This is a genomic window from Vibrio sp. SCSIO 43135, from assembly GCF_023716665.1.
Taxonomy (GTDB): Bacteria; Pseudomonadota; Gammaproteobacteria; order Enterobacterales; family Vibrionaceae; genus Vibrio; species Vibrio paucivorans.
This window is the reverse complement of sequence record NZ_CP071859.1, coordinates 3,172,221-3,196,546: the sequence shown is the minus strand read 5'-3', so window position 1 is coordinate 3,196,546 and position 24,326 is coordinate 3,172,221. Positions and strand designations below refer to the sequence as shown.

27 protein-coding genes are annotated in these 24,326 nt (G+C 45.1%); 25 read left to right on the top strand and 2 right to left on the bottom strand.

Annotated features, from left to right (window positions below; genetic code table 11):
• Nucleotides 1-212 precede the first annotated feature (212 nt).
• The 23 genes from J4N42_RS14390 to glmU all read left to right on the top strand — a co-directional run bounded on the left by J4N42_RS14390 (nt 213) and on the right by glmU (nt 20,323).
• On the top strand, nt 213-962 hold the full coding sequence (locus J4N42_RS14390) for an amino acid ABC transporter substrate-binding protein (protein WP_252028898.1): 750 nt from the start codon (nt 213-215) through the stop codon (nt 960-962).
• 103 nt (nt 963-1,065) lie between these two features.
• Nucleotides 1,066-1,737: an amino acid ABC transporter permease gene (locus J4N42_RS14385; RefSeq protein WP_252028897.1), complete on the top strand. Its 672-nt coding sequence runs from the start codon at nt 1,066-1,068 to the stop codon at nt 1,735-1,737.
• Nucleotides 1,734-2,471 carry an amino acid ABC transporter ATP-binding protein gene (locus J4N42_RS14380; protein ID WP_252028896.1) on the top strand — a complete coding sequence of 246 codons (738 nt, stop codon included), beginning with the start codon at nt 1,734-1,736 and terminating at the stop codon, nt 2,469-2,471. The genes J4N42_RS14385 and J4N42_RS14380 overlap by 4 nt, the downstream gene beginning before the upstream one ends.
• A 227-nt stretch (nt 2,472-2,698) precedes the next feature.
• A complete protein-coding gene (rpmH, locus tag J4N42_RS14375) occupies nt 2,699-2,836 on the top strand; it encodes a 50S ribosomal protein L34 (protein WP_038141364.1) in 138 nt (45 codons plus the stop codon).
• 45 nt (nt 2,837-2,881) lie between these two features.
• Complete coding sequence (gene rnpA, locus J4N42_RS14370; protein ID WP_252028895.1) at nt 2,882-3,205, top strand: ribonuclease P protein component; 324 nt, start codon at nt 2,882-2,884, stop codon at nt 3,203-3,205.
• Nucleotides 3,172-3,429 carry a membrane protein insertion efficiency factor YidD gene (yidD, locus tag J4N42_RS14365; RefSeq protein ID WP_252028894.1) on the top strand — a complete coding sequence of 86 codons (258 nt, stop codon included), beginning with the start codon at nt 3,172-3,174 and terminating at the stop codon, nt 3,427-3,429. The genes rnpA and yidD overlap by 34 nt, the downstream gene beginning before the upstream one ends.
• A 2-nt stretch (nt 3,430-3,431) precedes the next feature.
• Nucleotides 3,432-5,054: a membrane protein insertase YidC gene (gene yidC / locus J4N42_RS14360; RefSeq protein WP_252028893.1), complete on the top strand. Its 1,623-nt coding sequence runs from the start codon at nt 3,432-3,434 to the stop codon at nt 5,052-5,054.
• Nucleotides 5,055-5,145: 91 nt separating this feature from the next.
• Nucleotides 5,146-6,507, top strand: a complete 1,362-nt coding sequence (mnmE, locus tag J4N42_RS14355; protein ID WP_252028892.1) for a tRNA uridine-5-carboxymethylaminomethyl(34) synthesis GTPase MnmE — start codon at nt 5,146-5,148, stop codon at nt 6,505-6,507.
• A 50-nt stretch (nt 6,508-6,557) separates the two neighbouring features.
• Nucleotides 6,558-6,992 carry an FMN-binding protein MioC gene (gene mioC, locus J4N42_RS14350; RefSeq protein WP_252028891.1) on the top strand — a complete coding sequence of 145 codons (435 nt, stop codon included), beginning with the start codon at nt 6,558-6,560 and terminating at the stop codon, nt 6,990-6,992.
• Between the two features lie 486 nt (nt 6,993-7,478).
• Nucleotides 7,479-9,374: a tRNA uridine-5-carboxymethylaminomethyl(34) synthesis enzyme MnmG gene (gene mnmG, locus J4N42_RS14345; protein WP_252028890.1), complete on the top strand. Its 1,896-nt coding sequence runs from the start codon at nt 7,479-7,481 to the stop codon at nt 9,372-9,374.
• Entirely contained in the window at nt 9,374-10,006 is a 633-nt protein-coding gene (gene rsmG, locus J4N42_RS14340; protein WP_252028889.1) for a 16S rRNA (guanine(527)-N(7))-methyltransferase RsmG, read from the top strand. Before mnmG ends, rsmG begins: the two co-directional genes overlap by 1 nt.
• 14 nt (nt 10,007-10,020) lie before the next feature.
• Nucleotides 10,021-10,794 carry a ParA family protein gene (locus J4N42_RS14335; RefSeq protein WP_252028888.1) on the top strand — a complete coding sequence of 258 codons (774 nt, stop codon included), beginning with the start codon at nt 10,021-10,023 and terminating at the stop codon, nt 10,792-10,794.
• 23 nt (nt 10,795-10,817) lie between these two features.
• Nucleotides 10,818-11,699 (top strand): ParB/RepB/Spo0J family partition protein, encoded by an 882-nt coding sequence (locus J4N42_RS14330; protein WP_252028887.1) that lies wholly within the window; start codon nt 10,818-10,820, stop codon nt 11,697-11,699.
• A gap of 191 nt (nt 11,700-11,890) precedes the next feature.
• Nucleotides 11,891-12,280, top strand: a complete 390-nt coding sequence (locus tag J4N42_RS14325) for a F0F1 ATP synthase subunit I (protein ID WP_252028886.1) — start codon at nt 11,891-11,893, stop codon at nt 12,278-12,280.
• 8 nt (nt 12,281-12,288) lie between these two features.
• A complete protein-coding gene (atpB, locus tag J4N42_RS14320; protein ID WP_252028885.1) occupies nt 12,289-13,083 on the top strand; it encodes a F0F1 ATP synthase subunit A in 795 nt (264 codons plus the stop codon).
• 45 nt (nt 13,084-13,128) lie between these two features.
• Nucleotides 13,129-13,386, top strand: coding sequence for a F0F1 ATP synthase subunit C (atpE, locus tag J4N42_RS14315; RefSeq protein WP_252028884.1), 258 nt, complete (start codon nt 13,129-13,131; stop codon nt 13,384-13,386).
• Between the two features lie 68 nt (nt 13,387-13,454).
• Nucleotides 13,455-13,925 carry a F0F1 ATP synthase subunit B gene (gene atpF / locus J4N42_RS14310; RefSeq protein WP_252028883.1) on the top strand — a complete coding sequence of 157 codons (471 nt, stop codon included), beginning with the start codon at nt 13,455-13,457 and terminating at the stop codon, nt 13,923-13,925.
• 14 nt (nt 13,926-13,939) lie between these two features.
• Entirely contained in the window at nt 13,940-14,473 is a 534-nt protein-coding gene (gene atpH, locus J4N42_RS14305) for a F0F1 ATP synthase subunit delta (RefSeq protein ID WP_252028882.1), read from the top strand.
• A gap of 13 nt (nt 14,474-14,486) precedes the next feature.
• The gene (gene atpA / locus J4N42_RS14300) at nt 14,487-16,028 is read left to right on the top strand and encodes a F0F1 ATP synthase subunit alpha (protein ID WP_252028881.1); all 1,542 of its coding nucleotides are present in this window, start codon (nt 14,487-14,489) and stop codon (nt 16,026-16,028) included.
• Between the two features lie 43 nt (nt 16,029-16,071).
• Complete coding sequence (gene atpG / locus J4N42_RS14295) at nt 16,072-16,938, top strand: F0F1 ATP synthase subunit gamma (protein WP_252028880.1); 867 nt, start codon at nt 16,072-16,074, stop codon at nt 16,936-16,938.
• 33 nt (nt 16,939-16,971) lie between these two features.
• Nucleotides 16,972-18,375: a F0F1 ATP synthase subunit beta gene (gene atpD / locus J4N42_RS14290; protein WP_252028879.1), complete on the top strand. Its 1,404-nt coding sequence runs from the start codon at nt 16,972-16,974 to the stop codon at nt 18,373-18,375.
• 18 nt (nt 18,376-18,393) lie between these two features.
• The gene (locus J4N42_RS14285) at nt 18,394-18,816 is read left to right on the top strand and encodes a F0F1 ATP synthase subunit epsilon (RefSeq protein ID WP_252028878.1); all 423 of its coding nucleotides are present in this window, start codon (nt 18,394-18,396) and stop codon (nt 18,814-18,816) included.
• Nucleotides 18,817-18,961: 145 nt separating this feature from the next.
• Nucleotides 18,962-20,323, top strand: coding sequence for a bifunctional UDP-N-acetylglucosamine diphosphorylase/glucosamine-1-phosphate N-acetyltransferase GlmU (gene glmU / locus J4N42_RS14280; protein ID WP_252028877.1), 1,362 nt, complete (start codon nt 18,962-18,964; stop codon nt 20,321-20,323).
• Nucleotides 20,324-20,372: 49 nt separating this feature from the next.
• Here the strand turns inward: glmU and J4N42_RS14275 are convergent, their stop codons facing one another.
• A complete protein-coding gene (locus J4N42_RS14275) occupies nt 20,373-21,116 on the bottom strand; it encodes an amino acid ABC transporter permease (RefSeq protein WP_252028876.1) in 744 nt (247 codons plus the stop codon).
• Between the two features lie 93 nt (nt 21,117-21,209).
• Here J4N42_RS14275 and J4N42_RS14270 point away from each other — a divergent pair, with 93 nt between their 5' ends.
• Nucleotides 21,210-21,986, top strand: a complete 777-nt coding sequence (locus J4N42_RS14270; protein ID WP_252028875.1) for a transporter substrate-binding domain-containing protein — start codon at nt 21,210-21,212, stop codon at nt 21,984-21,986.
• Nucleotides 21,987-22,037: 51 nt separating this feature from the next.
• Here J4N42_RS14270 and punC read toward each other — a convergent pair whose 3' ends face one another.
• Entirely contained in the window at nt 22,038-23,240 is a 1,203-nt protein-coding gene (punC, locus tag J4N42_RS14265) for a purine nucleoside transporter PunC (RefSeq protein ID WP_252028874.1), read from the bottom strand.
• A 163-nt stretch (nt 23,241-23,403) separates the two neighbouring features.
• Between punC and punR the strand changes: the two genes are divergently transcribed.
• Nucleotides 23,404-24,306, top strand: coding sequence for a DNA-binding transcriptional activator PunR (gene punR / locus J4N42_RS14260; RefSeq protein WP_252028873.1), 903 nt, complete (start codon nt 23,404-23,406; stop codon nt 24,304-24,306).
• Nucleotides 24,307-24,326 lie beyond the last annotated feature (20 nt).

Genomic DNA, 24,326 nt, shown 5'->3' with positions numbered 1-24,326 from the left:
ATAACTCTGTGAGTTGTTTTGATCTCCCCCAGCTTTTACCGCTTTCTTCCACAGCTCATAAACGCCCCCGGAATTCAACGCACAATCGTCTTTTTTATTCTGCGAGTTACTTCAACTTATTACCTACAGCTCTAGGTTATTGCACTTGGTTATTTCTCTAATTGTTCAAAGTAACAGTAGTATTCTGTCCTACATAAATATGGAGTTGTATTATGAAAAACTGGATTAAGGTGGCAATTGCCGCTATCGCACTGTCTGCTGCTACAGTTCAAGCCGCTACTGAAGTAAAAGTTGGAATGTCAGGACGCTATTTCCCTTTCACTTTTGTTAAACAAGATGAACTACAAGGCTTTGAAGTCGATCTCTGGAATGAAATCGGTAAACGTAACGACTACAAAGTGGAGTACGTCACTGCGAACTTCTCTGGTTTATTTGGCCTACTAGAAACAGGCCGTATTGATACAATTTCAAACCAAATTACTATTACTGATACACGTAAAGCGAAGTACCTATTTGCTGACCCATACGTTGTTGATGGCGCTCAGATTACCGTGCGTAAAGGTAATGATGAAATCAAAGGCATCGAAGATCTTGCAGGTAAGACTGTCGCAGTGAACCTAGGTTCTAACTTCGAGCAACTACTGCGTAGCTACGATAAAGATAACCAGATCACCATCAAAACTTACGACACTGGTATTGAGCATGATGTCGCACTAGGTCGCGCTGATGCTTTTGTTATGGACCGACTATCTGCACTTGAATTGATTAAGAAGACTGGTCTACCACTTCAATTAGCCGGTCAGCCGTTCGAGACAATCGAAAACGCATGGCCATTTGTCGATAACGACAACGGCAAGAAACTTCAAGCAGAAGTGAACCAAGCTCTCGCCGCAATGCGTGCAGATGGTACACTGGCGCAAATTTCTGAAAAGTGGTTTGGCGCTGACATCACCAAGAAGTAACCACTTACTTTTTATTCGCTACATCAATACTAAGCGAACTTAAATAACCCACTGCTTCCCTTCCTTTGGCAGTGGGTTTTGCATTTTTTATTCGGGGGAGACGATGGGATTTGATTTCAATTACATGCTGGAACTAATGCCGATACTTTTGAAGTATCTTGGTACCACCATGGAAATGGCCACCTGGGGACTAGTATTCTCTTTGATCTTAGCGGTAATACTGGCCAATATTCGCGTATTTAAAATCCCAGTTCTTGATCAACTGAGCCAGCTTTACATCAGTTTTTTCCGCGGGACACCACTGTTAGTCCAGCTATTCTTACTTTACTACGGCCTGCCACAAGTCTTCCCATTTTTGGTGGGCTTAGATGCCTTTAGTGCCGCAGTGATTGGTTTAACCCTGCACTTTGCAGCCTACATGGCAGAAAGTATTCGTGCCGCTATTATTGGTATCGATCGCAGCCAAATGGAAGCGAGCCTCTCTGTTGGCATGACAACCAGTCAAGCAATGCGCCGCATTATTTTGCCTCAAGCAACCCGAGTCGCTCTGCCGTCTTTAATGAACTACTTCATTGATATGATCAAATCAACTTCCCTAGCTTTCACTTTAGGTGTTGCTGAGATCATGGCTAAAGCTCAGATGGAAGCCTCTTCAAGCTTTCGCTTTTTCGAAGCCTTCCTCGCCGTAGCACTCATATACTGGGGTGTGGTAGTCATCCTTACCCGTGTACAAATTTGGGCAGAAGAACGATTGAATAAGGCGTACGTACGATGATCAAACTCGACAATATTCATAAGTATTTTGGGGAAACTGAAGTCCTTAAAGGCATTGATCTCGATATAAAACAGGGCGAGATTGTGGTCATCATTGGCTCAAGCGGAACAGGTAAATCAACGCTATTGCGCTGCGTGAACTTCTTAGAGCAGGCCAATCAAGGCCGTATTACCATTGATGATGTCAGTGTTGATACTCAATCGCATACCAAAGCAGAAGTGTTAGCTCTACGCCGTAAAACGGGCTTTGTTTTCCAAAACTACGCACTATTTGCCCATATGAATGCGCGCCAAAACATAGCTGAAGGGCTGATTACCGTTCGAGGATGGAAAAAAGACCAAGCCTTGGAACGAGCGCAGCAAATCCTAGACGATATTGGCCTCGGCGATAAAGGAGATAGCTACCCTGCTGCATTGTCGGGAGGTCAGCAACAACGTGTCGGTATTGGCCGAGCCATGGCGCTTCAGCCAGAATTATTGTTATTTGATGAGCCTACATCTGCTCTCGACCCAGAATGGGTTGGCGAAGTGTTGGCTCTGATGAAAAAGCTTGCGACTCAACACCAAACCATGCTGGTGGTGACGCATGAAATGCAGTTTGCTAAAGAAGTGGCTGATAAAGTGATCTTCATGGCAGAAGGCAATATTGTAGAACAGGGATCGCCTCAGGAAATCTTTGATAATCCGAAAGATCCTCGTCTACAGAAATTTTTAAACCAGGTAGCTGCGAGCTAAAGATCGCTTAGTAGGATCTAAAGATCCTTGAGATTTTACTCACACTACGTATAATCGCCCGACCGGAATTTAGGTAAACCCAATTATTGACACTTTTTGTGACAGTGATTACAATTCCGCCTCTTTGTTGAGAGGCGTCGGTAATTCCCTCTATATATAGAGAGAAATAAATGCCCACGCCGGGTTAACTAAGAACCTAAAACTACTGATCAGTAAAGGTAATAACCATGTCTAAACGCACTTTTCAACCTTCAGTTCTAAAGCGCAAGCGTACTCACGGTTTCCGTGCACGTATGGCAACTAAGAACGGTCGTGCAACTATCAATGCACGTCGTGCTAAAGGCCGTAAGCGTCTTTCTAAATAATCTCTGATTATTTTGAACACGTACGCGTTTAATCGGGAGTTACGTTTGTTAACTCCCGAGCATTATCAAAACGTCTTCCAGCAAGCTCATCGAGCTGGCTCACCACATTTCACTATCATTGCCCGCAATAATTCTCTTTCTCACCCTAGATTGGGATTAGCCGTTCCTAAAAAGCAAATCAAAACTGCACCTGCTCGTAATCGTTTCAAGCGATTGGCACGTGAAAGCTTTCGTAACAAACAACATCAGCTTCCTAACAAAGATTTTGTTGTTATTGCTAAGAAGAGCGCGCAAGATTTAAGCAATGATGAAATATTTAAGTTGTTTGATAAGCTATGGCTACGCCTGTCTCGCCCTTCGCGTGGATAACCATTGGCCTCGTCTATCTGTATAGATGGACAATTAGCCCTCTGATTGGTCCCCGCTGCCGATTTACTCCAACCTGTTCGCGATATGCGATAGAAGCGTTGAAAGCTCACGGTTTTGTAAAAGGGTGTTGGTTATCAGGCAAACGTCTATTAAAATGCCACCCTTTGAACGAAGGGGGGTTTGACCCCGTTCCACCAGTCCAAAAACAAGACAGAGATAAATAACGATGGATTCTCAACGTAATATTCTGTTAATCGCACTGGCTTTGGTTTCATTTCTACTTTACCAGCAATGGCAAGTAGAAAAGACTCCTGCTCCTCAAGCGGTTGAACAGGCACAATCTGGCAGCACTCTGCCTGCACCATCTTTTGCTGATGAATTGGATCCACATCCAGCTCAGTCGTCGCCATCTGCGAAAACCATTACAGTGACAACTGATGTGCTGACTCTGTCTATCGACACGGTTGGTGGTGACGTAGTTGCAGCAGACCTAAACGAATATTCTGCAGAGCTAGATTCGGACGACTCTTTCGTTCTTCTACGAGATACGCAAGGTCACCAGTTTATCGCTCAGAGTGGTCTAGTTGGCCCTCAAGGTATCGACCTTAGCAGCACAAACCGCCCTCATTACCAAGCATCAGCAGAAAGCTTTACGCTTGCTGACGGTCAAGATGAGCTACGTATTCCGCTGACTTACCAAGCGAATGGCATTGAGTACACGAAAACATTCATCGTAAAACGTGGTAGCTATGCTATCGACGTTGCATTCGATGTAGTAAACAACTCAGGCAACAACGCAACAGTTGGTATGTACGCTCACCTGCGTCAAAACGTTATGGATTCAGGTGGCAGCATCACAATGCCGACATACCGTGGTGGTGCATACTCAACGGAAGATGTTCGTTATAAGAAGTACAGCTTCGATGATATGCAAGATCGTAACTTGTCGCTAAACCTACCGGATGGTCAAGGTTGGGCTGCAATGATCCAACACTACTTTGCAACCGCTTGGATTCCACGCAATGAACCAGGTTCAAACCTATACACTCGCGTAATCGGTAACCTTGCTGATATCGGTGTTCGCATGCCAAACAAAACAGTGGCAGACGGTGCACAAGCTAACTTTGAAGCGACTCTATGGGTTGGTCCTAAGCTGCAAAGCGAAATGGCGGAAACAGCGCCTAACCTAGACCTTGTAGTTGATTACGGCTGGTTGTGGTTCATCGCGAAACCACTGCATACTCTACTTTCGTTCATTCAAGGCTTCGTATCGAACTGGGGTGTAGCGATTATCATCCTAACGTTCATTGTTCGTGGTGCGATGTACCCACTAACTAAAGCGCAGTATACCTCTATGGCGAAAATGCGTATGCTTCAGCCTAAACTGCAAGCTATGCGTGAGCGCATCGGTGATGACCGTCAGCGCATGAGCCAAGAAATGATGGAACTGTACAAGAAAGAAAAAGTAAACCCACTGGGTGGTTGTTTACCTATCTTGCTACAGATGCCTATCTTCATCGCTCTTTACTGGGCACTAATGGAGTCGGTTGAGCTACGTCACTCACCATTCTTCGGTTGGATTCACGATCTATCAGCGCAAGACCCTTACTTCATCTTGCCACTACTGATGGGTGCATCGATGTTCCTAATCCAGAAGATGAGCCCGACGACAGTAACGGATCCAATGCAGCAGAAGATCATGACCTTTATGCCGGTTATGTTTACTTTCTTCTTCCTGTGGTTCCCATCAGGCCTAGTTCTATACTGGTTGGTGTCGAACATCGTAACACTTATCCAGCAAACGCTGATTTATAGAGCGCTGGAAAAGAAAGGCTTACACTCTAAGTAAGACTGATTAATGTAAGAAAGGCGGCCAAAAGGTCGCCTTTTTGTTTTGGGCTGATTACAATTCAGCTAATTTCATCGAATTTGGCAAAACTATGACTACAGATACGATTGTCGCTCAAGCTACAGCACCCGGAAGAGGTGGTGTAGGCATTATTCGAGTATCAGGGCCCAAAGCGGCTCAAGTTGCACTAGAAGTTACGGGTAAAACACTCAAGCCTCGTTACGCAGAATACCTGCCATTTAAAGCACAAGACGGAACAGAGCTTGATCAGGGTCTTGCTCTCTACTTCCCTAACCCACACTCATTCACGGGTGAAGATGTACTAGAGCTCCAAGGGCACGGCGGCCCTGTGGTAATGGATATGCTGATTAAGCGCATCTTGACGATACCAGCAGTAAGAGCAGCTCGCCCAGGGGAATTTTCAGAACGAGCGTTTCTCAACGACAAAATGGACTTAACCCAAGCGGAAGCCATTGCAGACTTAATTGACGCTAGTTCAGAAGAAGCCGCTAAATCCGCGCTGCAATCTCTGCAAGGCCAGTTCTCAAACAAGATTAATACCTTGGTCGAATCGCTTATCCATTTGAGAATCTATGTAGAAGCCGCTATCGATTTCCCAGAAGAAGAAATCGATTTCCTAGCAGACGGTAAAGTTTCCGCTGATTTACAGGCCATCATCGATAACCTTGATGCGGTTCGAAAAGAAGCCAATCAAGGCGCTATCATGCGTGAAGGCATGAAAGTCGTCATTGCTGGCAGGCCGAATGCTGGAAAATCTAGCCTGCTGAATGCTCTCTCTGGTAAAGAATCCGCTATCGTGACCGACATAGCAGGTACAACACGAGACGTTCTGCGTGAACATATCCACATTGATGGTATGCCGCTGCATATCATTGATACCGCTGGACTGCGTGATGCTTCTGATGAAGTAGAAAAAATTGGTATCGAGCGAGCGTGGGATGAAATTGCCCAAGCTGATCGAGTACTCTTTATGGTCGATGGTACCACTACCGATGCCACAGACCCTAAAGAGATTTGGCCCGACTTTGTGGATCGTTTACCTGCCAGTATTGGTATGACGGTGATCCGCAATAAAGCGGATCAAACAGGCGAAGAGCTGGGCATTTGCCATGTCAATGCGCCTACGTTAATTCGCTTGTCCGCTAAAACAGGCCAAGGTATCGATGCCTTACGCACCCACCTAAAAGAGTGCATGGGTTTCTCAGGCAACACTGAAGGCGGTTTTATGGCGCGTAGACGCCACCTGGATGCATTGGAACGTGCCTCTGAGCATTTAGACATAGGCCAACAACAGCTTGAAGGCTATATGGCCGGTGAGATACTGGCAGAGGAACTACGCATCGCCCAGCAACACCTGAATGAAATCACCGGCGAATTCAGTTCAGATGATCTGCTTGGCCGTATTTTCTCCTCATTCTGTATTGGTAAATAGATAAAAGCGTGACTTAACCGTCACGCTTTTTTGTAGAAAAGGACAACTTTATGATTCACATTATTACCGGTAGCACCCTTGGTGGTGCAGAGTATGTTGGTGACCACCTTAGCGATCTGTTGGTAGAAAAAGGGCTTGAGACAACCATCCACAACCAACCCGCTATTGATACTGTTCCATCTCAGGGAACCTGGTTAGTCGTGACCTCCACCCATGGAGCGGGAGACTATCCAGATAACATCCAGCCTTTCATCGAAGCCCTACAATCGACTCCACCTAAAATGGTTGATGTTCGATACGCCGTCGTTGCGATTGGCGACTCGAGTTACGATACCTTTTGTGCCGCAGGGCAACATGCCCATGCCCTACTCCAAGATATCGGAGCGACTCCACTAGCCGACTGTCTCACAATCGATGTTCTGACCCACCCCGTACCAGAAGATGCGGCAGAAGAGTGGCTATTAGCTCATATTGAGCAATTTTGAACTGAGAGAACATGTCGAAAAGCGGCTTTAGAGCCGCTTTTTTTGTCCATAAACATCCGATTGTGAATAACTTTCTTGATGACCATTGGTTTAATTGCTCATTATTTAACCAAGCGAACTGTGGATAAACCTATAGATTTACAGTGATCAACCTATAGTTATCCAAATAATAACTCATACCCCTTTCCCCCCCTGTGCATAACCCTACTTTTTGATCCCAGCTAATCCTCATCATGATCAAGATCAGATCACATATTATGATCGTCATAAGATCCATGATCTTGTTGATCATTTTCTAGTTATCCACAGAAGTGGGGGTTCTTAATAATAGATCTAATAAAAGATCTCTATATAGATCTTATATATATTTAATGAACTCACTAAATTGAAAAAAGTACAAAAGCGATTTTCTAGATAGCGGAAAGAAGGTAGAATACGGCTCCTTTATCTGTCCATAAAACTTCATTACACACCTGAGGTCGGTTCATGCTTTATCACGAAAAATTTGACGTCATTGTTGTTGGTGGCGGCCATGCAGGAACGGAAGCCGCACTCGCAGCAGCACGTACAGGACAAAGTACGCTTTTGCTTACCCATAACATCGACACGCTAGGACAAATGTCTTGTAACCCAGCAATCGGTGGTATTGGTAAAGGTCATCTCGTAAAAGAAGTGGATGCAATGGGCGGATTAATGGCGCAAGCAATTGATCATGCTGGTATTCAATTCCGTACTTTGAATGCTTCAAAAGGGCCAGCTGTTCGTGCTACTCGAGCTCAAGCCGATCGAGCACTGTACAAAGCATATGTACGCAACGCGCTTGAAAACACACCAAATTTAACCCTATTCCAACAGTCGGTAGATGACTTGATCGTAGAAAATGATCAAGCGGTTGGAGTAGTGACTCAAATGGGTCTTAGATTCCATGCCAAATCCGTCGTGCTTACTGTGGGTACATTTCTTGGTGGGAAGATCCATATTGGAATGGAAAACTTTGCTGGTGGACGTGCAGGCGATCCTCCGTCGATCGCATTAGCGGATCGATTAAGAGCCTTGCCGTTTCGAGTCGATCGTTTAAAAACAGGAACGCCACCTCGTATCGATGCTCGTAGTGTCGATTTCTCAGCGCTTGAAGTACAACATGGTGATAATCCAACTCCAGTATTTTCATTCATGGGTAAACGTGAACAACAACCACGTCAAATCCCGTGTTACATCACTCATACCAACGAGCAAACTCATGATGTGATCCGCAGTAACTTAGATCGTAGCCCGATGTATGCGGGCGTGATTGAAGGTATTGGACCACGCTACTGCCCGTCTATTGAAGATAAGGTCATGCGTTTTGCGGATAAAAACAGCCACCAAATCTTTATTGAACCTGAAGGTCTAACAACTCATGAGCTGTATCCAAATGGTATCTCCACCAGCCTGCCATTTGACGTTCAAGTACAAATAGTTCGTTCAATGAAAGGGTTTGAAAACGCTCATATTGTCCGTCCTGGTTATGCGATTGAATATGATTTCTTTGACCCGAGAGATCTTAAACAAACCTATGAAACCAAATTTATTAACGGTTTGTTCTTTGCTGGACAGATCAATGGCACGACTGGGTACGAAGAAGCTGCAGCGCAAGGTCTGATGGCCGGCTTGAATGCTAGCTTGTACAGCCAAGGCAAAGAAGGTTGGAGCCCTCGTCGTGACCAAGCATATATGGGCGTGTTGATCGATGACCTTTCAACAATGGGGACCAAAGAACCATACCGCATGTTTACCTCACGAGCGGAATACCGCTTGTTGTTACGCGAAGACAATGCTGATCTTCGCCTCACTGAAAAAGCGCGTGAACTTGGTTTGGTGGATGACGCCCGTTGGGAACGATTCAACGAAAAGATCAATAATATGGAATTAGAGCGCCAGCGTTTGAAAGAAACCTGGATGAACCCTAAATCTGAAGGGATCGACGCATTGAACCAACTGCTTAAGACTCCGATGTCTCGTGAAGCGAGTGGAGAAGATCTTTTACGTCGTCCTGAAATTACTTATTCACAATTGACTCAGTTAGATCGTTTTGCTCCGGCATTAGACGATCAGCAAGCAGCAGAGCAAGTTGAAATTCAGGTTAAGTACGAAGGTTATATCCAGCGTCAACAGGACGAGATTGAAAAATCACTTCGTCACGAGAACACCAAGCTGCCCGTTGATCTTGATTACAGCCAAGTTAAAGGTTTATCAAATGAAGTTGTTCTCAAGCTTAGTACTGCCAAACCAGAAACGGTCGGTATTGCTTCTCGAATTTCTGGTATTACACCTGCTGCCATTTCAATTTTACTTGTATATCTCAAAAAGCAGGGCTTGCTGAAAAAAGGTGAAGACGCGTGATGAGCTCGTTAAACAACAAATTGGACCAATTGATTGGTCAGACTCAATTAGAAGTCTCTGCTAAGCAGCGTAGTCAGCTGGTTGGCTACGTTGAAATGCTCAATAAGTGGAATAAAGCCTACAACTTAACCTCCGTGCGTGATCCGATGGAGATGTTGGTTAAACATATTCTCGATAGTATCGTGGTAAGTCCACATCTTGAAGGTGAGCGTTTTATCGATGTTGGTACTGGGCCTGGATTGCCGGGTATCCCGTTGGCAATCATGAACCCAGATAAGACGTTTTACTTGCTCGATAGCTTAGGAAAGCGCATTCGCTTCATAAAGCAGGTTCTGCACGAGTTAGGAATCGAAAACGTGACTCCGATCCAAAGCCGAGTAGAAGAGTTCCAACCTGAAGAAAAATTTGATGGTGTTCTAAGTCGCGCATTTGCTTCAATGCTAGATATGGTGGAGTGGTGTCATCACCTTCCTAAGCATCAATCGGGTGTGTTCTTAGCATTGAAAGGTCAATTACCACAGGATGAGATTGAACAACTTCCTGAATGGTGTTCTGTGATCGCTGTCAAAGCTTTGAAGGTTCCTGAATTGGATGGTGACCGTCATCTTGTAATCTTATCGCGCAAGGAATAAAAGCGAGGCACATCGTGGGTAGAATTGTAGCAATTGCCAACCAGAAAGGTGGCGTTGGAAAAACAACAACATGCATTAACTTGGCGGCGTCTATGGCGGCGACCAAGCGCAAGGTATTGGTAATTGATCTCGATCCGCAAGGCAACGCAACCATGGCTAGCGGGGTTGATAAATATCAAGTCGAAGCCACGGCCTATGAACTGCTTGTCGAAGATGTCCCATTTGAAGATGTGGTGTGTCGAAAGACTACTGGTCACTATGATTTAGTGGCAGCTAATGGTGACGTAACGGCTGCTGAAATCAAGTTGATGGAAGTGTTTGCTCGCGAGGTGCGTTTGAAAAATGCGCTCGCATCAGTGCGTGATAACTATGATTTCATCTTTATCGATTGTCCTCCATCTCTAAACCTTCTTACAATCAATGCCATGGCTGCAGCGGACTCTGTATTGGTTCCAATGCAGTGTGAGTATTTTGCGCTTGAAGGTTTGACGGCATTAATGGATACCATCAGCAAGTTGGCCGCAGTGGTGAACGAGAACCTCAAAATTGAGGGATTGCTCAGAACCATGTACGATCCTCGTAACCGATTATCCAATGAAGTATCGGATCAACTCAAAAAACACTTTGGTAACAAAGTCTATCGTACCGTCATCCCGCGTAATGTTCGTTTAGCTGAAGCGCCAAGCCATGGTAAGCCAGCTATGTATTACGACAAATATTCAGCGGGTGCTAAAGCGTATCTTGCTCTCGCAGGTGAAATGCTTCGCCGTGAAGAAATCACTGCCTAATCTCATTCAAGGAAACTGCTCTTATGTCTAAACGTGGTTTAGGAAAGGGATTAGATGCCCTATTAGCTACCAGTTCACTTGCGCGCGAAAAACAGAATGTTGCGACGCACAGCCAAGCATTGTCTTCTGATGGGGAGCTCATCGATTTAGCAACATCCCAACTCAAGCCGGGTGTTTACCAGCCGCGTAAAGACATGTCCGCTGAAGCTCTAGAAGAGTTGGCTGCGTCGATTCAATCTCAAGGGATCATTCAACCGATCGTGGTGAGACCTGTTTCGGAAGATCACTATGAGATCATAGCTGGTGAGCGTCGTTGGCGTGCGGCGAGACAAGCTGGATTAAAGCGTGTTCCTTGTCTTATCAAGAAAGTTGAAGATCGCGCTGCGATAGCGATGGCGCTGATTGAAAATATTCAGCGTGAAGACTTAAATGTCATCGAAGAAGCGCAAGCTCTAGAACGTTTGCAAGATGAGTTCACTCTTACTCACCAGCAAGTGGCTGAGGTTATTGGTAAGTCTCGTGCTGCCGTTAGCAACCTATTACGTCTAAATCAGCTCGAAAATGACGTAAAGCGTCTGGTTTCGGATAATTTACTAGATATGGGACATGCTAGAGCACTGCTCGCTCTTGAAGGCGAGCAGCAAATAGAGCTTGCTCAGCATGTTGCTAAGAAGCAACTCACAGTACGTCAAACAGAACAACTTGTGAAAAAGTGTCTCCAATCGCCTTCTGAGCAAGAAAATCAGCCGGAAGACGCAGATGCACAACAAATGTCACAAAGATTGGGTGAAATACTTGGGGCAAAAGTTTCTATTACTCGCTCAAAAGGTGGCAAATCTAAAATGACGATTAGTCTTGATGAGCCTCACAAATTAGAGCAGTTAATTGCCAAGCTCGAAAGCTAAGTGAGATAATTGATTTGAATCAATTATGCCCAAAACGATTATTTATGTGAAAGTTGTCGGTTTGTAAACAAAAATGTAACTTTTTGCAGCGTTTTAATTGCAATCAGTCCATCTCACCGTATAATTTTCGCCAATTTCCCAGCCCCCATATGTTGTATAAGCGCTGTGGATATTACTAGAGGTACGAATACATGGTAGCTGCGTTAGCAAGACCAGGGCGAGAGCTTGCAAAGCGATTGTTAATGATTCAAGCAAGCGCAGTTATATTTACGGCCATAGCGATGGCGGCGGCATTTAATGTCGAGTGGGGTAAAGCATCCTTAATTGGCGGTGGTATTTTTGTCATTGCCAATGCGGTGTTTGCACTGTGTGCTTTTATGTTCAGTGGAGCCAGACTAGCTAAGCTAGTAGCGGCTTCTTTCTATGCTGGCGAAGCACTAAAGCTCGTAATAACTGCTGTGCTGTTCTCTTTGGTCTACGTGTATATGCAGGTGGAACTTGTTCCCCTAAAACTAACCTATTTGCTGGTTCTAGGTATTAATATCTGTGCACCAGTGCTTTTTATCAACAACAAAAAATAGGATGTGTTATGGCTGCGCCAACAGCATCCGGATACATTGAACACCATCTACAGCACCTGTCTTTAGCTAAACTAGGTCTTGTAGAGGAGACAAGTTTCTGGAACGTACATATAGATAGCCTGTTTTTTTCTTGGTTTACTGGATTGATCTTCCTCGGAGTATTTTATTTAGTAGCTAAGAAGGTAACAGCTGGTGTACCAGGCAAGCTGCAGTGTTTTGTTGAAATGGTAGTTGAATTTGTCGATCAGAACGTCAAAGACACCTTCCACGGACGCAACCCACTAATAGCTCCGCTGGCACTGACTATCTTCTGTTGGGTATTGCTAATGAACGTGATGGACCTAGTTCCTATCGATTTCTTACCTTATCCAGCGGAACAGCTAGGTATCCCTTACTTGAAAGTGGTCCCTTCTGCTGATGTAAACATCACCATGGCTATGGCTATTGGTGTATTTGCTTTGATGATTTACTACAGCATCAAGGTAAAAGGTCTAGGTGGATTTGCGAAAGAGTTGGCTTTACATCCATTTAATCACCCAATCATGATTCCGTTTAACCTACTTATTGAAGTGGTATCGCTACTGGCGAAGCCTCTATCACTAGGTATGCGTCTATTCGGTAACATGTTCGCGGGTGAGGTTGTATTCATACTCTGTGCCGCAATGTTACCATGGTACCTACAATGGATGGGTTCACTACCGTGGGCTATTTTCCATATTCTTGTTATTACGATTCAGGCTTTCGTATTTATGATGTTGACCATTGTTTATATGTCTATGGCACATGAAGACAGTGATCACTAATTTTTATTATTTTTAACCCCCATTAAATTTTATCGGAGATTTTAAATGGAAACTGTATTGAGCTTCTCTGCAATTGCAGTAGCAATCATCGTTGGCCTGTGTGCTGTTGGTACAGCAATCGGCTTTGCTATTCTTGGTGGTAAATTCTTGGAAGGCGCAGCACGTCAACCTGAAATGGCTCCAATGCTTCAAGTTAAGATGTTCATCATCGCTGGTCTACTAGATGCGGTTCCAATGATCGGTATCGTAGTAGCACTACTATTCACTTTCGCAAACCCATTTGTTGGTCAACTAGCTGGTTAATCCGTTTATCAACGACAAACTTACGTTTGTCTGATTAACACTAAGTCCAATATAGAGGGGTAGCTGTTGTGAATATGAACGCAACTCTGCTAGGTCAAGCAATCTCGTTTGCAATGTTTGTATGGTTCTGCATGAAGTATGTATGGCCACCAATCATGCAAGCGATCGAAGAACGTCAGAAGAAATTAGCTGACGGTCTTGCAGCCGCTGAGCGTGCTGCAAAAGACTTGGATCTAGCACAAGCCAACGCTTCTGACCAATTGAAAGAAGCGAAGCGCACAGCAACTGAGGTCATTGAACAGGCAAACAAACGCAAAGCTCAAATCATCGACGAAGCTCGTGAGGAAGCTCAGGCAGAACGCCAGAAAATCCTTGCTCAAGCTGAAGCTGAACTTGAAGCTGAGCGCACACGTGCCCGCGATGAGCTGCGCAAACAAGTTGCTACTCTGGCTGTAGCTGGTGCTGAGAAGATTCTTGAGCGTTCAATCGATAAAGATGCGCACAATGATATTCTCGACAACATTACTGCAAAACTTTAAGTCTGGGGGCGCATATGTCTGATTTGACTACAATCGCACGCCCCTATGCTAAAGCAGCATTCGATTTTGCGGTGGAGAAAGAGCAGCTAGACCAATGGGGTCAAATGCTTGCTTTTGCTGCCGAAGTTGCAAACAACGAGCAAATTCAAGAGTTATTAAATAGCTCTACCTCTGCTGAGAAACTAGCAGAAGTATTTATCGCAGTTTGTGGCGAACAGTTTGATGCATATGGCCAAAACCTACTTAAGGTAATGGCAGAGAATGGTCGTCTAAAGGCCCTTCCATATGTTTGTGAGGAGTTCCTTGTTCTGAAAAAAGAACATGAAAAGGAAGTGGATGTTGATGTTGTATCAGCCACTGAGCTTTCGGAGCAACAACTTGCAGATATTAGCAGCAAACTAGAGCAGCGTCTTGAGCGCAAAGTTCAGCTGAATTGCAGTGTAGATGAGACCCTACTTGGTGGGGTTATAATTCGAGCCGGAGACCTAGTCATCGATAACTCAGCACGCGGTCGTTTAAACCGCCTGAGCGATGCATTGCAGTCTTGATGGGGATTGGAGCATGCAACTTAATTCCACGGAAATTAGCGATCTAATTAAACAACGTATCGAAGCTTTCGACGTTGTTAGTGAAGCTCGCAACGAAGGTACTATCGTATCGGTAAGCGATGGTATTCTTAGCATTCACGGCCTAGCGGACGTGATGCAAGGTGAAATGATTGAACTACCGGGTGGCCGTTACGCGCTAGCACTTAACTTGAACCGTGATTCAGTTGGTGCAGTTGTAATGGGCCCATATGCTGACCTTAAGGAAGGCATGAAAGTTACAGGTACTGGTCGTATTCTTGAAGTACCAGTAGGTCCAGAACTACTAGGTCGCGTAGTGAACACACTAGGTGAACCAATTGATGGTAAAGGTCCTATCGAAGCGAAACTGTCTTCGCCTGTAGAAGTGATTGCACCAGGTGTAATCGACCGTAAATCGGTTGATCAACCTGTTCAAACTGGTTACAAGTCTGTTGACTCAATGATCCCAATCGGTCGTGGTCAGCGTGAGCTTGTTATCGGTGACCGTCAGACTGGTAAAACAGCTATGGCGATCGATGCAATCATCAACCAAAAAGACTCTGGTATTTTCTCAATCTACGTAGCGATCGGTCAAAAAGCATCGACTATTGCTAACGTAGTTCGCAAACTAGAAGAGCACGGCGCACTAGCAAACACTATCGTTGTTGTTGCATCCGCTTCTGAATCTGCAGCGCTACAATACCTAGCGCCATACGCAGGTTGTGCGATGGGTGAATACTTCCGTGATCGCGGTGAAGATGCACTGATTGTTTATGATGATCTATCTAAGCAAGCGGTAGCTTACCGTCAGATCTCGCTACTACTTAAGCGTCCACCAGGTCGTGAAGCATTCCCAGGTGATGTTTTCTACCTTCACTCACGTCTACTAGAGCGAGCTGCTCGTGTAAGCGAAGAGTATGTAGAGAAGTTCACTAACGGTGAAGTGAAAGGTAAGACTGGTTCTTTGACAGCTCTTCCTATCATCGAAACTCAAGCTGGTGACGTATCTGCATTCGTACCGACTAACGTAATCTCGATTACCGATGGTCAGATCTTCCTACAAACTGAACTGTTCAACGCGGGTGTTCGCCCAGCGGTTGACCCAGGTATTTCGGTTTCTCGTGTAGGTGGTTCAGCGCAAACGAAAATCATCAAGAAGCTATCTGGCGGTATCCGTACTGCACTAGCTCAGTACCGTGAACTAGCGGCTTTCGCACAGTTCTCGTCTGACCTTGATGACGCAACTAAGAAGCAGCTAGACCACGGTCAAAAAGTTACAGAACTAATGAAGCAAAAGCAGTACGCTCCAATGTCTGTATTTGACCAAGCACTAGTTATCTTTGCGGCAGAGCGCGGCTATTTAGCAGATGTTGAACTAAGCAAACTGCTAGATTTCGAAGCGGCTCTACTATCGTACGCTCATGGTCAATACGCTGAACTTACAGCTGAGATCAACAAGACGGGTGCTTACAACGACGAAGTTGAAGCTCAGTTGAAGAAACTGGTTGACGATTTCAAAGCAACCCAAACTTGGTAATAAGTCGGTGGCAGTCAACGCCACCAACTAACGGAGAGTAACGATGGCCGGCGCAAAAGAGATACGTAATAAAATCGGTAGTGTTAAAAGCACTCAAAAGATTACGAAAGCAATGGAAATGGTAGCAGCTTCAAAAATGCGTCGTTCTCAAGACGCAATGGAAGCTTCTCGTCCATACGCTGAAACAATACGTAAAGTGATCGGTCATGTAGCAAACGCTAGTCTAGAGTATCGTCATCCGTATCTAGAAGAGCGTGAAGCTAAGCGCGTTGGTTACATCATCGTTTCTACAGATCGTGGCCTATGTGGTGGTTTAAACATTAACTTGTTTAAGAAAGCCATGTTGGACATGAAAGACAGAACAGAAAAAGGTGCAGAAGTTGAGTTGGCCATTATTGGTTCAAAAGCAACAGCATTCTTTAATAACAGCGGCGCTAAAGTAGCTGCTCAAGTTTCAGGTCTAGGTGATAGCCCAAGCCTTGAAGACTTAATCGGTTCTGTTGGCGTAATGCTTAAGAAATACGATGAAGGTGAATTGGACCGTTTGTTCGTAGTGTACAACCACTTCGTTAACACTATGGTTCAAGAACCAACGATTGATCAATTGCTACCTTTGCCTAAATCGGACAGCGAAGAGATGCAGCGCAATCACTCATGGGACTACATCTATGAGCCTGAGCCAAAAGTTCTACTTGATGCACTATTGTTGCGTTACCTAGAATCTCAGGTTTATCAAGGTGTGGTTGAGAACCTTGCTTGTGAGCAAGCGGCTCGAATGATTGCTATGAAAGCTGCAACTGACAATGCGAGTAACCTGATTGAAGACTTAGAACTTGTGTACAACAAAGCCCGTCAGGCTGCGATTACACAAGAACTGTCGGAAATCGTATCGGGTGCCGCAGCGGTTTAAGCTTAGGAAATTAAACAGTTTAGAGGATTAACGATGGCTACAGGTAAGATCGTACAGATCATCGGTGCAGTAGTCGACGTAGAGTTCCCACAGAGTGAAGTACCTAGTGTATATGACGCTCTGAACGTTGTTGAATCTAAAGAACGTCTTGTTCTTGAAGTGCAACAGCAGCTTGGCGGTGGCGTAGTTCGCGCAATCGTTATGGGTAGCTCTGATGGTTTACGTCGTGGTTTGACAGTTGAAAACACTGGCGCTCCAATCTCAGTACCAGTAGGTACTAAGACCCTAGGTCGTATTATGAACGTACTAGGTGACGCGATTGATGAGTGTGGCGAGATCGGTGCAGAAGAGCATTACGCGATTCACCGTGAAGCGCCAAGCTACGAAGAGCAATCAAACGAGACAGCTCTTCTAGAGACGGGTGTAAAAGTAATCGACCTAGTTTGTCCATTCGCTAAGGGTGGTAAAATCGGTCTATTCGGTGGTGCAGGTGTAGGTAAGACCGTTAACATGATGGAACTTATCAACAACATCGCACTGCAACACTCTGGTCTATCAGTATTTGCGGGTGTAGGTGAACGTACTCGTGAAGGTAACGATTTCTACTTTGAGATGCAGGAAGCAGGCGTTGTAAACGTTGAAAACCCTGAAGAATCAAAAGTAGCGATGGTTTACGGTCAGATGAACGAGCCACCAGGTAACCGTCTACGTGTTGCACTGACTGGTCTAACAATGGCAGAGCGTTTCCGTGACGAAGGTCGTGACGTACTTCTGTTCGTTGATAACATCTACCGTTACACGCTTGCAGGTACTGAGGTATCGGCACTTCTAGGTCGTATGCCTTCAGCGGTAGGTTACCAGCCAACTCTTGCAGAAGAGATGGGTGTTCTACAGGAGCGTATCACGTCAACTAAGCAAGGTTCTATCACGTCTGTACAGGCGGTATACGTACCTGCGGATGACTTGACTGACCCGTCTCCAGCAACAACATTCGCGCACTTGGATGCAACGGTTGTACTTAACCGTAACATCGCAGCTATGGGTCTATACCCAGCGATCGACCCACTAGATTCGACATCTCGTCAGCTAGACCCTCTAGTAGTAGGTCAAGAGCACTACGACATCGCTCGTGGCGTTCAGTCTACTCTACAGCGTTATAAAGAGCTGAAAGATATCATCGCGATTCTAGGTATGGACGAGCTATCTGAAGAAGATAAGCAAGTTGTATCTCGTGCACGTAAGATTGAGCGTTTCCTAACTCAGCCTTACCACGTAGCGGAAGTATTTACTGGTGACCCAGGTGTTTACGTACCTCTTAAAGAGACTCTACGTGGCTTCAAAGGTCTACTAGCTGGTGAATACGATGACGTTCCAGAGCAATCATTCATGTACTGCGGTACTATCGATGACGCTCTAGAGAACGCTAAGAAGCTATAAGGCTAACTAGGAGGCGATATGGCAGCAATAACCTTTCATCTAGACGTAGTCAGCGCAGAAAAGAAAATCTTTTCTGGTCGTGTTGAGACGTTTCAGGTGACCGGTAGCGAAGGTGAGCTTGGTATTTTCCATGGCCACACACCGCTGCTGACCGCTATTACGCCTGGAATGGTGCGTGTTGTTAAGCAACACGGAGAGGAAGAATTCATCTATGTCTCTGGTGGCATGGTTGAAGTTCAACCTGGTACAGCTACAGTGTTAGCTGATACTGCAATCCGTGGTGATGAACTAGACGCAACTAAGGCAGAAGAAGCCAAACGCAAGGCTGAGGAGAATATCCATAATCAGCATGGCGACATGGACTTCGCGCAAGCGGCCAGTGAACTGGCTAAAGCCATTGCTCAGCTACGAGTAATCGAGTTGACGAAAAAGCGTCGCTAATAAAATTAGTGGTGCAGTATGATAAAGGCGGTCATTTGACCGCCTTTTTGCTTATTTTTTAAGGGAAATTTTCCATTCTCAATTAACTAATTGAGTATTAGTAGCTAAAATCACGATTCAAACTTTTTTGTTAGTAGGTTATCGAATGAAATTTAGTGCGGTTATTCTCGCTGCGGGTAAAGGTACTCGCATGTATTCCAATATGCCAAAGGTTCTCCATACGCTAGCAGGTAAACCTATGGCCAAGCATGTTATTGATACATGCAACGGATTAGGCGCACAAAATATCCATTTGGTCTATGGTCACGGCGGTGATCAGATGCAGCAAGCGTTATCGTCTGAATCTGTAAATTGGGTGCTTCAAGCGCAGCAGTTAGGTACAGGTCATGCGGTTGACCAAGCTTCACCACAATTTGAAGACGACGAAAAAGTACTTGTCTTATATGGCGACGTGCCACTTATCTCCGAAGAAACGATTGAAAGTCTTCTCGATGCTCAACCTACAGGTGGAATAGCCTTATTAACGGTAGTTCTCGATAACCCAACTGGTTATGGACGTATCGTACGTCGTAATGGTCCAGTGGTTGCCATTGTTGAACAAAAAGATGCCACAGAAGAGCAGAAGCTGATCAAAGAGATCAACACTGGTGTCATGGTTGCAACTGGTGGTGATTTGAAGCGTTGGTTATCTGGGTTAAACAATGAAAATGCTCAAGGTGAATATTACCTAACAGACGTCATTGCAGCTGCGCACGATGAAGGCCGTGCAGTAGAAGCAGTACACCCTGTAAACCCAATAGAAGTTGAAGGCGTGAACGACCGTGCTCAACTTGCTCGTTTAGAGCGTGCATTCCAATCAATGCAGGCTAAAAAGCTACTAGAGCAAGGGGTAATGCTGCGTGACCCATCTCGATTTGATTTACGCGGTGAGCTGCAATGTGGCATGGACTGTGAAATTGATGCGAATGTAATCATTGAAGGCTCTGTATCGCTTGGCGATAACGTTATTATTGGTGCTGGTTGTGTATTGAAAGACTGTGAAATTGACGACAACACAGTAATCCGCCCATACAGTGTGATTGAAGGTGCAACGGTAGGTGAAGATTGTACGGTTGGTCCGTTTACGCGTTTGCGTCCTGGTGCTGACATGCGCAATGACTCCCACGTAGGTAACTTTGTTGAAGTTAAGAACGTACGCCTTGGAGAGGGCTCAAAGGCCAATCACCTAACTTATCTAGGTGATGCTGAAATTGGTAAGCGCGTCAATGTTGGAGCTGGTGTGATCACTTGCAACTACGATGGCGCAAACAAGTTCAAAACGGTTATTGGTGATGACGTGTTTGTCGGTTCTGACAGTCAACTCGTTGCACCTGTAACCGTTGCTGATGGCGTGACTATTGGCGCTGGTACTACATTAACTAAAGATGTGGGAGAGGGTGAGTTAGTTATCACTCGCGCTAAAGAGCGTAAGATTACTGGTTGGCAGCGCCCTACCAAAAACAAATAACCTTTATCGTGCGAATTAAAAAAGGCTGGTGGATTCCAGCCTTTTTTGATCAGTTTTGTGGGATAGCGATTCTTTTTTCTAACCATCGAACTGCTTGAGATACACACAGGATCAGTACTAAGTATTCCAATACTAGAAAGGTGTAGATCTCCAAAGGCAAGTACTCTGTAACCACCAGCTCATTTGCACGTCGAGTTAAATCGCTAAGCCCTATTACACTGACTAGCGAAGACATTTTTAAAATATAGACAAATTGATTGCCAAGTGGAGGTAAGATCAATCGAAAAGCTTGTGGGAAGATCACTAAGCGCATTTTACTCCAATAGGTTAGTCCCAGAGCTTCTGCAGCTTCATGTTGGCCTTTATTGATGGATTGGATCCCTCCTCGAAATACTTCCGCCATAAATGCACTTTCTGCGACCGTTAATGCAATGACTCCGGCCCAAAAATGGTTGAGAGAAACATCCAGTAACGTAGGCATCCCGTAATATACCCAGAGTAGTAGCACCAATACAGGAATAGAACGGATTACTTCAACATAAACGCGGTTGATGGCCCGTAGTAGTTTGCTGTTAGATAGAGCGGGCAGGGCGACAATTAGGCCGAGCAGCATGGCAAGCAACATACTAAGCAGGGAAATGGATATTGTGTCGTAAAACCCGGCAGTTAAGAAGGCTAGGTTCACTTTGCCTTGTTCTGTGCTAGGGTCGAGAACGTACCACCCCCATTGATAATCAGAACATCCCGATACTAGTAAGGTTGTCAATAAAACTGTAAGCGTACGAAAGTTCACACAATCCCTTAATCAAGCTAAAAAAATCCATTTGTTGCTGCTATGTTAGCAACGATATGACACAAAACGTACACTATTTTAAGGATGAGAAAGATGAAGAAGTTCTTCACGTTAGTTGGGATGTGTTTGCTTTCCTTTAGTGCTTTGGCAGCTGAGAGCAGCCGACTACATGAAATATTGGATAGCGGTGTATTACGAGTTGGGACTACTGGTGACTGGAACCCAATGACAATGAAAGATCCAGCCACGAATAGCTATCGAGGCTTTGATATCGACGTCACTACTGAGCTTGCTAAAGATCTTGGCGTGAAAGTTGAGTTTGTTGCGACAGACTGGAAAACCTTGGTCAATGGCATCACGGCAAATAAGTATGACATTACCGGTAGTGCATCACTCAATATGTCGCGTGCCAAAGTGGCGGGTTATAGTCAGCCATATTTTTATCTCGCATTTGTGCCTGTTGTACAGAAAAAAGATATCGCTAAGTTTTCTGACTGGGCTGACTTCGACAATGCAGATGTCAAAGTGGCTGCAACGCTAGGTACGGTGCAAGAAAAAATGGTGAAAGAGTTCTTCCCATCTGCTCAGCATATCGTTATTGAAGCGCCTGCTCGAGACTTTCAGGAGTTGTTAGCGCGCCGAGCGGATGTATCGGTGACATCTAATGTTGAAGCAGCGACATTGGTCACTAAGTTTAAGCAGCTTGCGGTGGTTCCGGTTAAGGAACCGAGGAAACCAACGCCGATAGCAATGCTATTGCCACAAAATGACCAAGTTTGGATTAACTACATTAACCACTGGGTTGAACTGAAAAAGACTCAAGGCTTTTTTGACCGTACGGCAGAAAAGTGGGGGCTGAAGAGCCTTTAGCCCTGAGTACCGTTTAATCGTAAAAAAGCGCCGCTATATGCGGCGCCTATTTTATTCCTCACCAACAACGCGAGCATTATCTGGGGTGGTAAACTGCTGCGCTAATTGCTTATTTGAAATGATGTAACCGATCCATAATCCTATGGTACAAATGATGATAGCGACGCCAGTCACCATTTGTGCTTGGCTTGCCATCATAGCGACCAAAGCACTGGCGAGGCTACTAACACTGATTTGCATGCTGTTTTGCAATCCTGCCGCCGTTGCAGGGCTCTGCTTAGCGCTTGATAGGGCACGATTAACCACAATTGGATACAAGGCACCATTGGCGACCGCAATCAGACAGAATGGCGCTAGAATCGGCCAGATAGAGACTAACTGCCATTGTGAAGCGATAAACACCAGTAGACTCGCCACTGTAAACAGTCCTAGTAGCTGCTTAAGAACTTTCTCATCACCAAATTTCTTTACCCCCACTTTTCCTAAGTAGCCACCTACCATAAAGGCGATTGTCTGAGGGATAAAACTCAAACCAATGTCTTTTGCTGAGTAACCAAGCTGCGACATAATCTCTGGCATACCTGTTAAGTAGGCAAAGAACGCGGCTGAAGCCGTTGCAAACATCGCAACGTTACCTAAGTAGGTTTTGGATTTAAACAGGGTTTTGATGTCATTGGCCACAGACGTTTGCTTGGTTTCTAAAGGCTGCTTCGGTTGCCCTAACGTTGCAGCAACCAAAAGTAAACCAATTAGAGTGAGGGCGATGAAAATGCTGTGCCAACCAAAACTGTCTGCTAGCAATACGCCTAGCTGAGGCGCAAGGGCTGGAGAAAGAGCAACAAGCGGCATTATAGTCGCGAAGACTTGTTGGCTGGTTTTTTCTGGGTAACGCTTAATAACCATGGCCTGCCAAATTACCGCAGGAGCACAGACGCCAATGGCTTGAATAAAGCGCAGGCTAAGTAGTTGCCAGACTTGTTCACTGAACGCTAAGCCAAATGAAGCTATGGTGAATAGTACCAACCCAGAGGCGAGTGTTTTTCTATGACCAAATTTGTCACTTGCTAACCCCCATACCAGCTGGCCTAGTGCCATACCAACTAAGAATACGGTGAGTGATAGGGCAATTTGTTCTGGCCCAGTTGCAAAGTCGACCTCCATTGCTTTGAATGCAGGTAAATACATATCAGTGGCAACAAACCCGAGCATGGAGAGCGCAGCCAAGTAGAAAAGCTGCAATTTGGAAACTTTCATAAATTATCCATTCAAAAATTTTAATCGTTATCTAATGTGCTTGTTGCTCACATAAATTGATTGATACCAAACCCTATGTGAGTACCGCGTCATTCTATTTTTGGTAAAGAAAGAAATTAAGCGCTAAAATTGTTGGTTATGAATCAAAAAATTTGAAAGATATATGTTCTCTAAATCTTCACTGGAAATGGTCGATACTGTTGCTCGGCTAGGCAGTTTTACCGCTGCTGCTGAGGTTTTGCATAAAGTCCCTTCTGCGATCAGTTATGGCGTGCGCCAAATAGAGTTAGACTTGGATGTGGTGTTGTTCAGGCGTTTGCCCAGAAAGGTAGAGTTGACACCGGCAGGGGAACTTTTTCTAACAGAAGCCCGAATTATGTTGCGCCATATGGAAGAGGTTAAAGCTCAAACCAAACGTGCAGCGCATGGCTGGCAGAAAACACTAAAACTAACATTGGACAATGTGGTTAAACTCGACAAGATGAAGCCTCTTATTGAGGACTTTTACCGCAAGTTTGAATTTGCAGAACTGCAAATCAACATGGAGGTATTTAATGGTTCTTGGGAAGCGATTGCACAGGGAAGAGCAGATATTGTCATTGGTGCGACTTCTGCCGTTCCCGTTGGTGGAGATTTTGAAGTCAGAGATATGGGGATTCTTGATTGGGCATTTGTCATGTCGCCCTGCCATCCATGTGTCCGAGAACAAAATTTGACCGAAGAGTTTGTTAGCCAGTTTCCAGCTATCTGTTTGGATGACACATCTAGCGTGTTGCCTAAGCGACATACTGTCCATTACCCAAGCCAAAGAAGGCTGTTACTGCCCAATTGGTACAGCGCTATAGAGTGTTTGAAAAGCGGCGTTGGAGTGGGGTACATGCCTCGCCATATCGCGCAACCGCTTATCTCTGACGGTGTGCTGGTGGAGAAAACGTTGCCCGAAGATAAGCCGCTCAGTCAGTGTTGTTTGGTATGGCGAAAGGACGATAATCACCGGTTAATTAAGTGGATGGTAGACTATCTTGGCAGCAGTCAGCAGTTACATCATGATTGGCTGAAGGCCTAGGGCGAAGGCTATTGGGAATG

Excerpts from the sequence above, each read along its gene's own strand:
- punC (WP_252028874.1), bottom strand. The coding sequence starts at position 23,240 with ATGAAAGTTTCCAAATTGCAGCTTTTCTACTTGGCTGCGCTCTCCATG.
- J4N42_RS14285 (WP_252028878.1), top strand. The coding sequence starts at position 18,394 with ATGGCAGCAATAACCTTTCATCTAGACGTAGTCAGCGCAGAAAAGAAA.
- glmU (WP_252028877.1), top strand. The coding sequence starts at position 18,962 with ATGAAATTTAGTGCGGTTATTCTCGCTGCGGGTAAAGGTACTCGCATG.
- J4N42_RS14330 (WP_252028887.1), top strand. The coding sequence starts at position 10,818 with ATGTCTAAACGTGGTTTAGGAAAGGGATTAGATGCCCTATTAGCTACC.
- atpA (WP_252028881.1), top strand. The coding sequence starts at position 14,487 with ATGCAACTTAATTCCACGGAAATTAGCGATCTAATTAAACAACGTATC.
- atpG (WP_252028880.1), top strand. The coding sequence starts at position 16,072 with ATGGCCGGCGCAAAAGAGATACGTAATAAAATCGGTAGTGTTAAAAGC.
- J4N42_RS14390 (WP_252028898.1), top strand. The coding sequence starts at position 213 with ATGAAAAACTGGATTAAGGTGGCAATTGCCGCTATCGCACTGTCTGCT.
- J4N42_RS14270 (WP_252028875.1), top strand. The coding sequence starts at position 21,210 with ATGAAGAAGTTCTTCACGTTAGTTGGGATGTGTTTGCTTTCCTTTAGT.
- yidD (WP_252028894.1), top strand. The coding sequence starts at position 3,172 with ATGGCTACGCCTGTCTCGCCCTTCGCGTGGATAACCATTGGCCTCGTC.
- atpH (WP_252028882.1), top strand. The coding sequence starts at position 13,940 with ATGTCTGATTTGACTACAATCGCACGCCCCTATGCTAAAGCAGCATTC.
- punR (WP_252028873.1), top strand. The coding sequence starts at position 23,404 with ATGTTCTCTAAATCTTCACTGGAAATGGTCGATACTGTTGCTCGGCTA.
- mnmE (WP_252028892.1), top strand. The coding sequence starts at position 5,146 with ATGACTACAGATACGATTGTCGCTCAAGCTACAGCACCCGGAAGAGGT.
- rsmG (WP_252028889.1), top strand. The coding sequence starts at position 9,374 with ATGAGCTCGTTAAACAACAAATTGGACCAATTGATTGGTCAGACTCAA.
- yidC (WP_252028893.1), top strand. The coding sequence starts at position 3,432 with ATGGATTCTCAACGTAATATTCTGTTAATCGCACTGGCTTTGGTTTCA.
- atpB (WP_252028885.1), top strand. The coding sequence starts at position 12,289 with ATGGCTGCGCCAACAGCATCCGGATACATTGAACACCATCTACAGCAC.
- atpD (WP_252028879.1), top strand. The coding sequence starts at position 16,972 with ATGGCTACAGGTAAGATCGTACAGATCATCGGTGCAGTAGTCGACGTA.
- J4N42_RS14380 (WP_252028896.1), top strand. The coding sequence starts at position 1,734 with ATGATCAAACTCGACAATATTCATAAGTATTTTGGGGAAACTGAAGTC.
- mioC (WP_252028891.1), top strand. The coding sequence starts at position 6,558 with ATGATTCACATTATTACCGGTAGCACCCTTGGTGGTGCAGAGTATGTT.
- J4N42_RS14385 (WP_252028897.1), top strand. The coding sequence starts at position 1,066 with ATGGGATTTGATTTCAATTACATGCTGGAACTAATGCCGATACTTTTG.
- J4N42_RS14325 (WP_252028886.1), top strand. The coding sequence starts at position 11,891 with ATGGTAGCTGCGTTAGCAAGACCAGGGCGAGAGCTTGCAAAGCGATTG.
- atpE (WP_252028884.1), top strand. The coding sequence starts at position 13,129 with ATGGAAACTGTATTGAGCTTCTCTGCAATTGCAGTAGCAATCATCGTT.
- rpmH (WP_038141364.1), top strand. The coding sequence starts at position 2,699 with ATGTCTAAACGCACTTTTCAACCTTCAGTTCTAAAGCGCAAGCGTACT.
- mnmG (WP_252028890.1), top strand. The coding sequence starts at position 7,479 with ATGCTTTATCACGAAAAATTTGACGTCATTGTTGTTGGTGGCGGCCAT.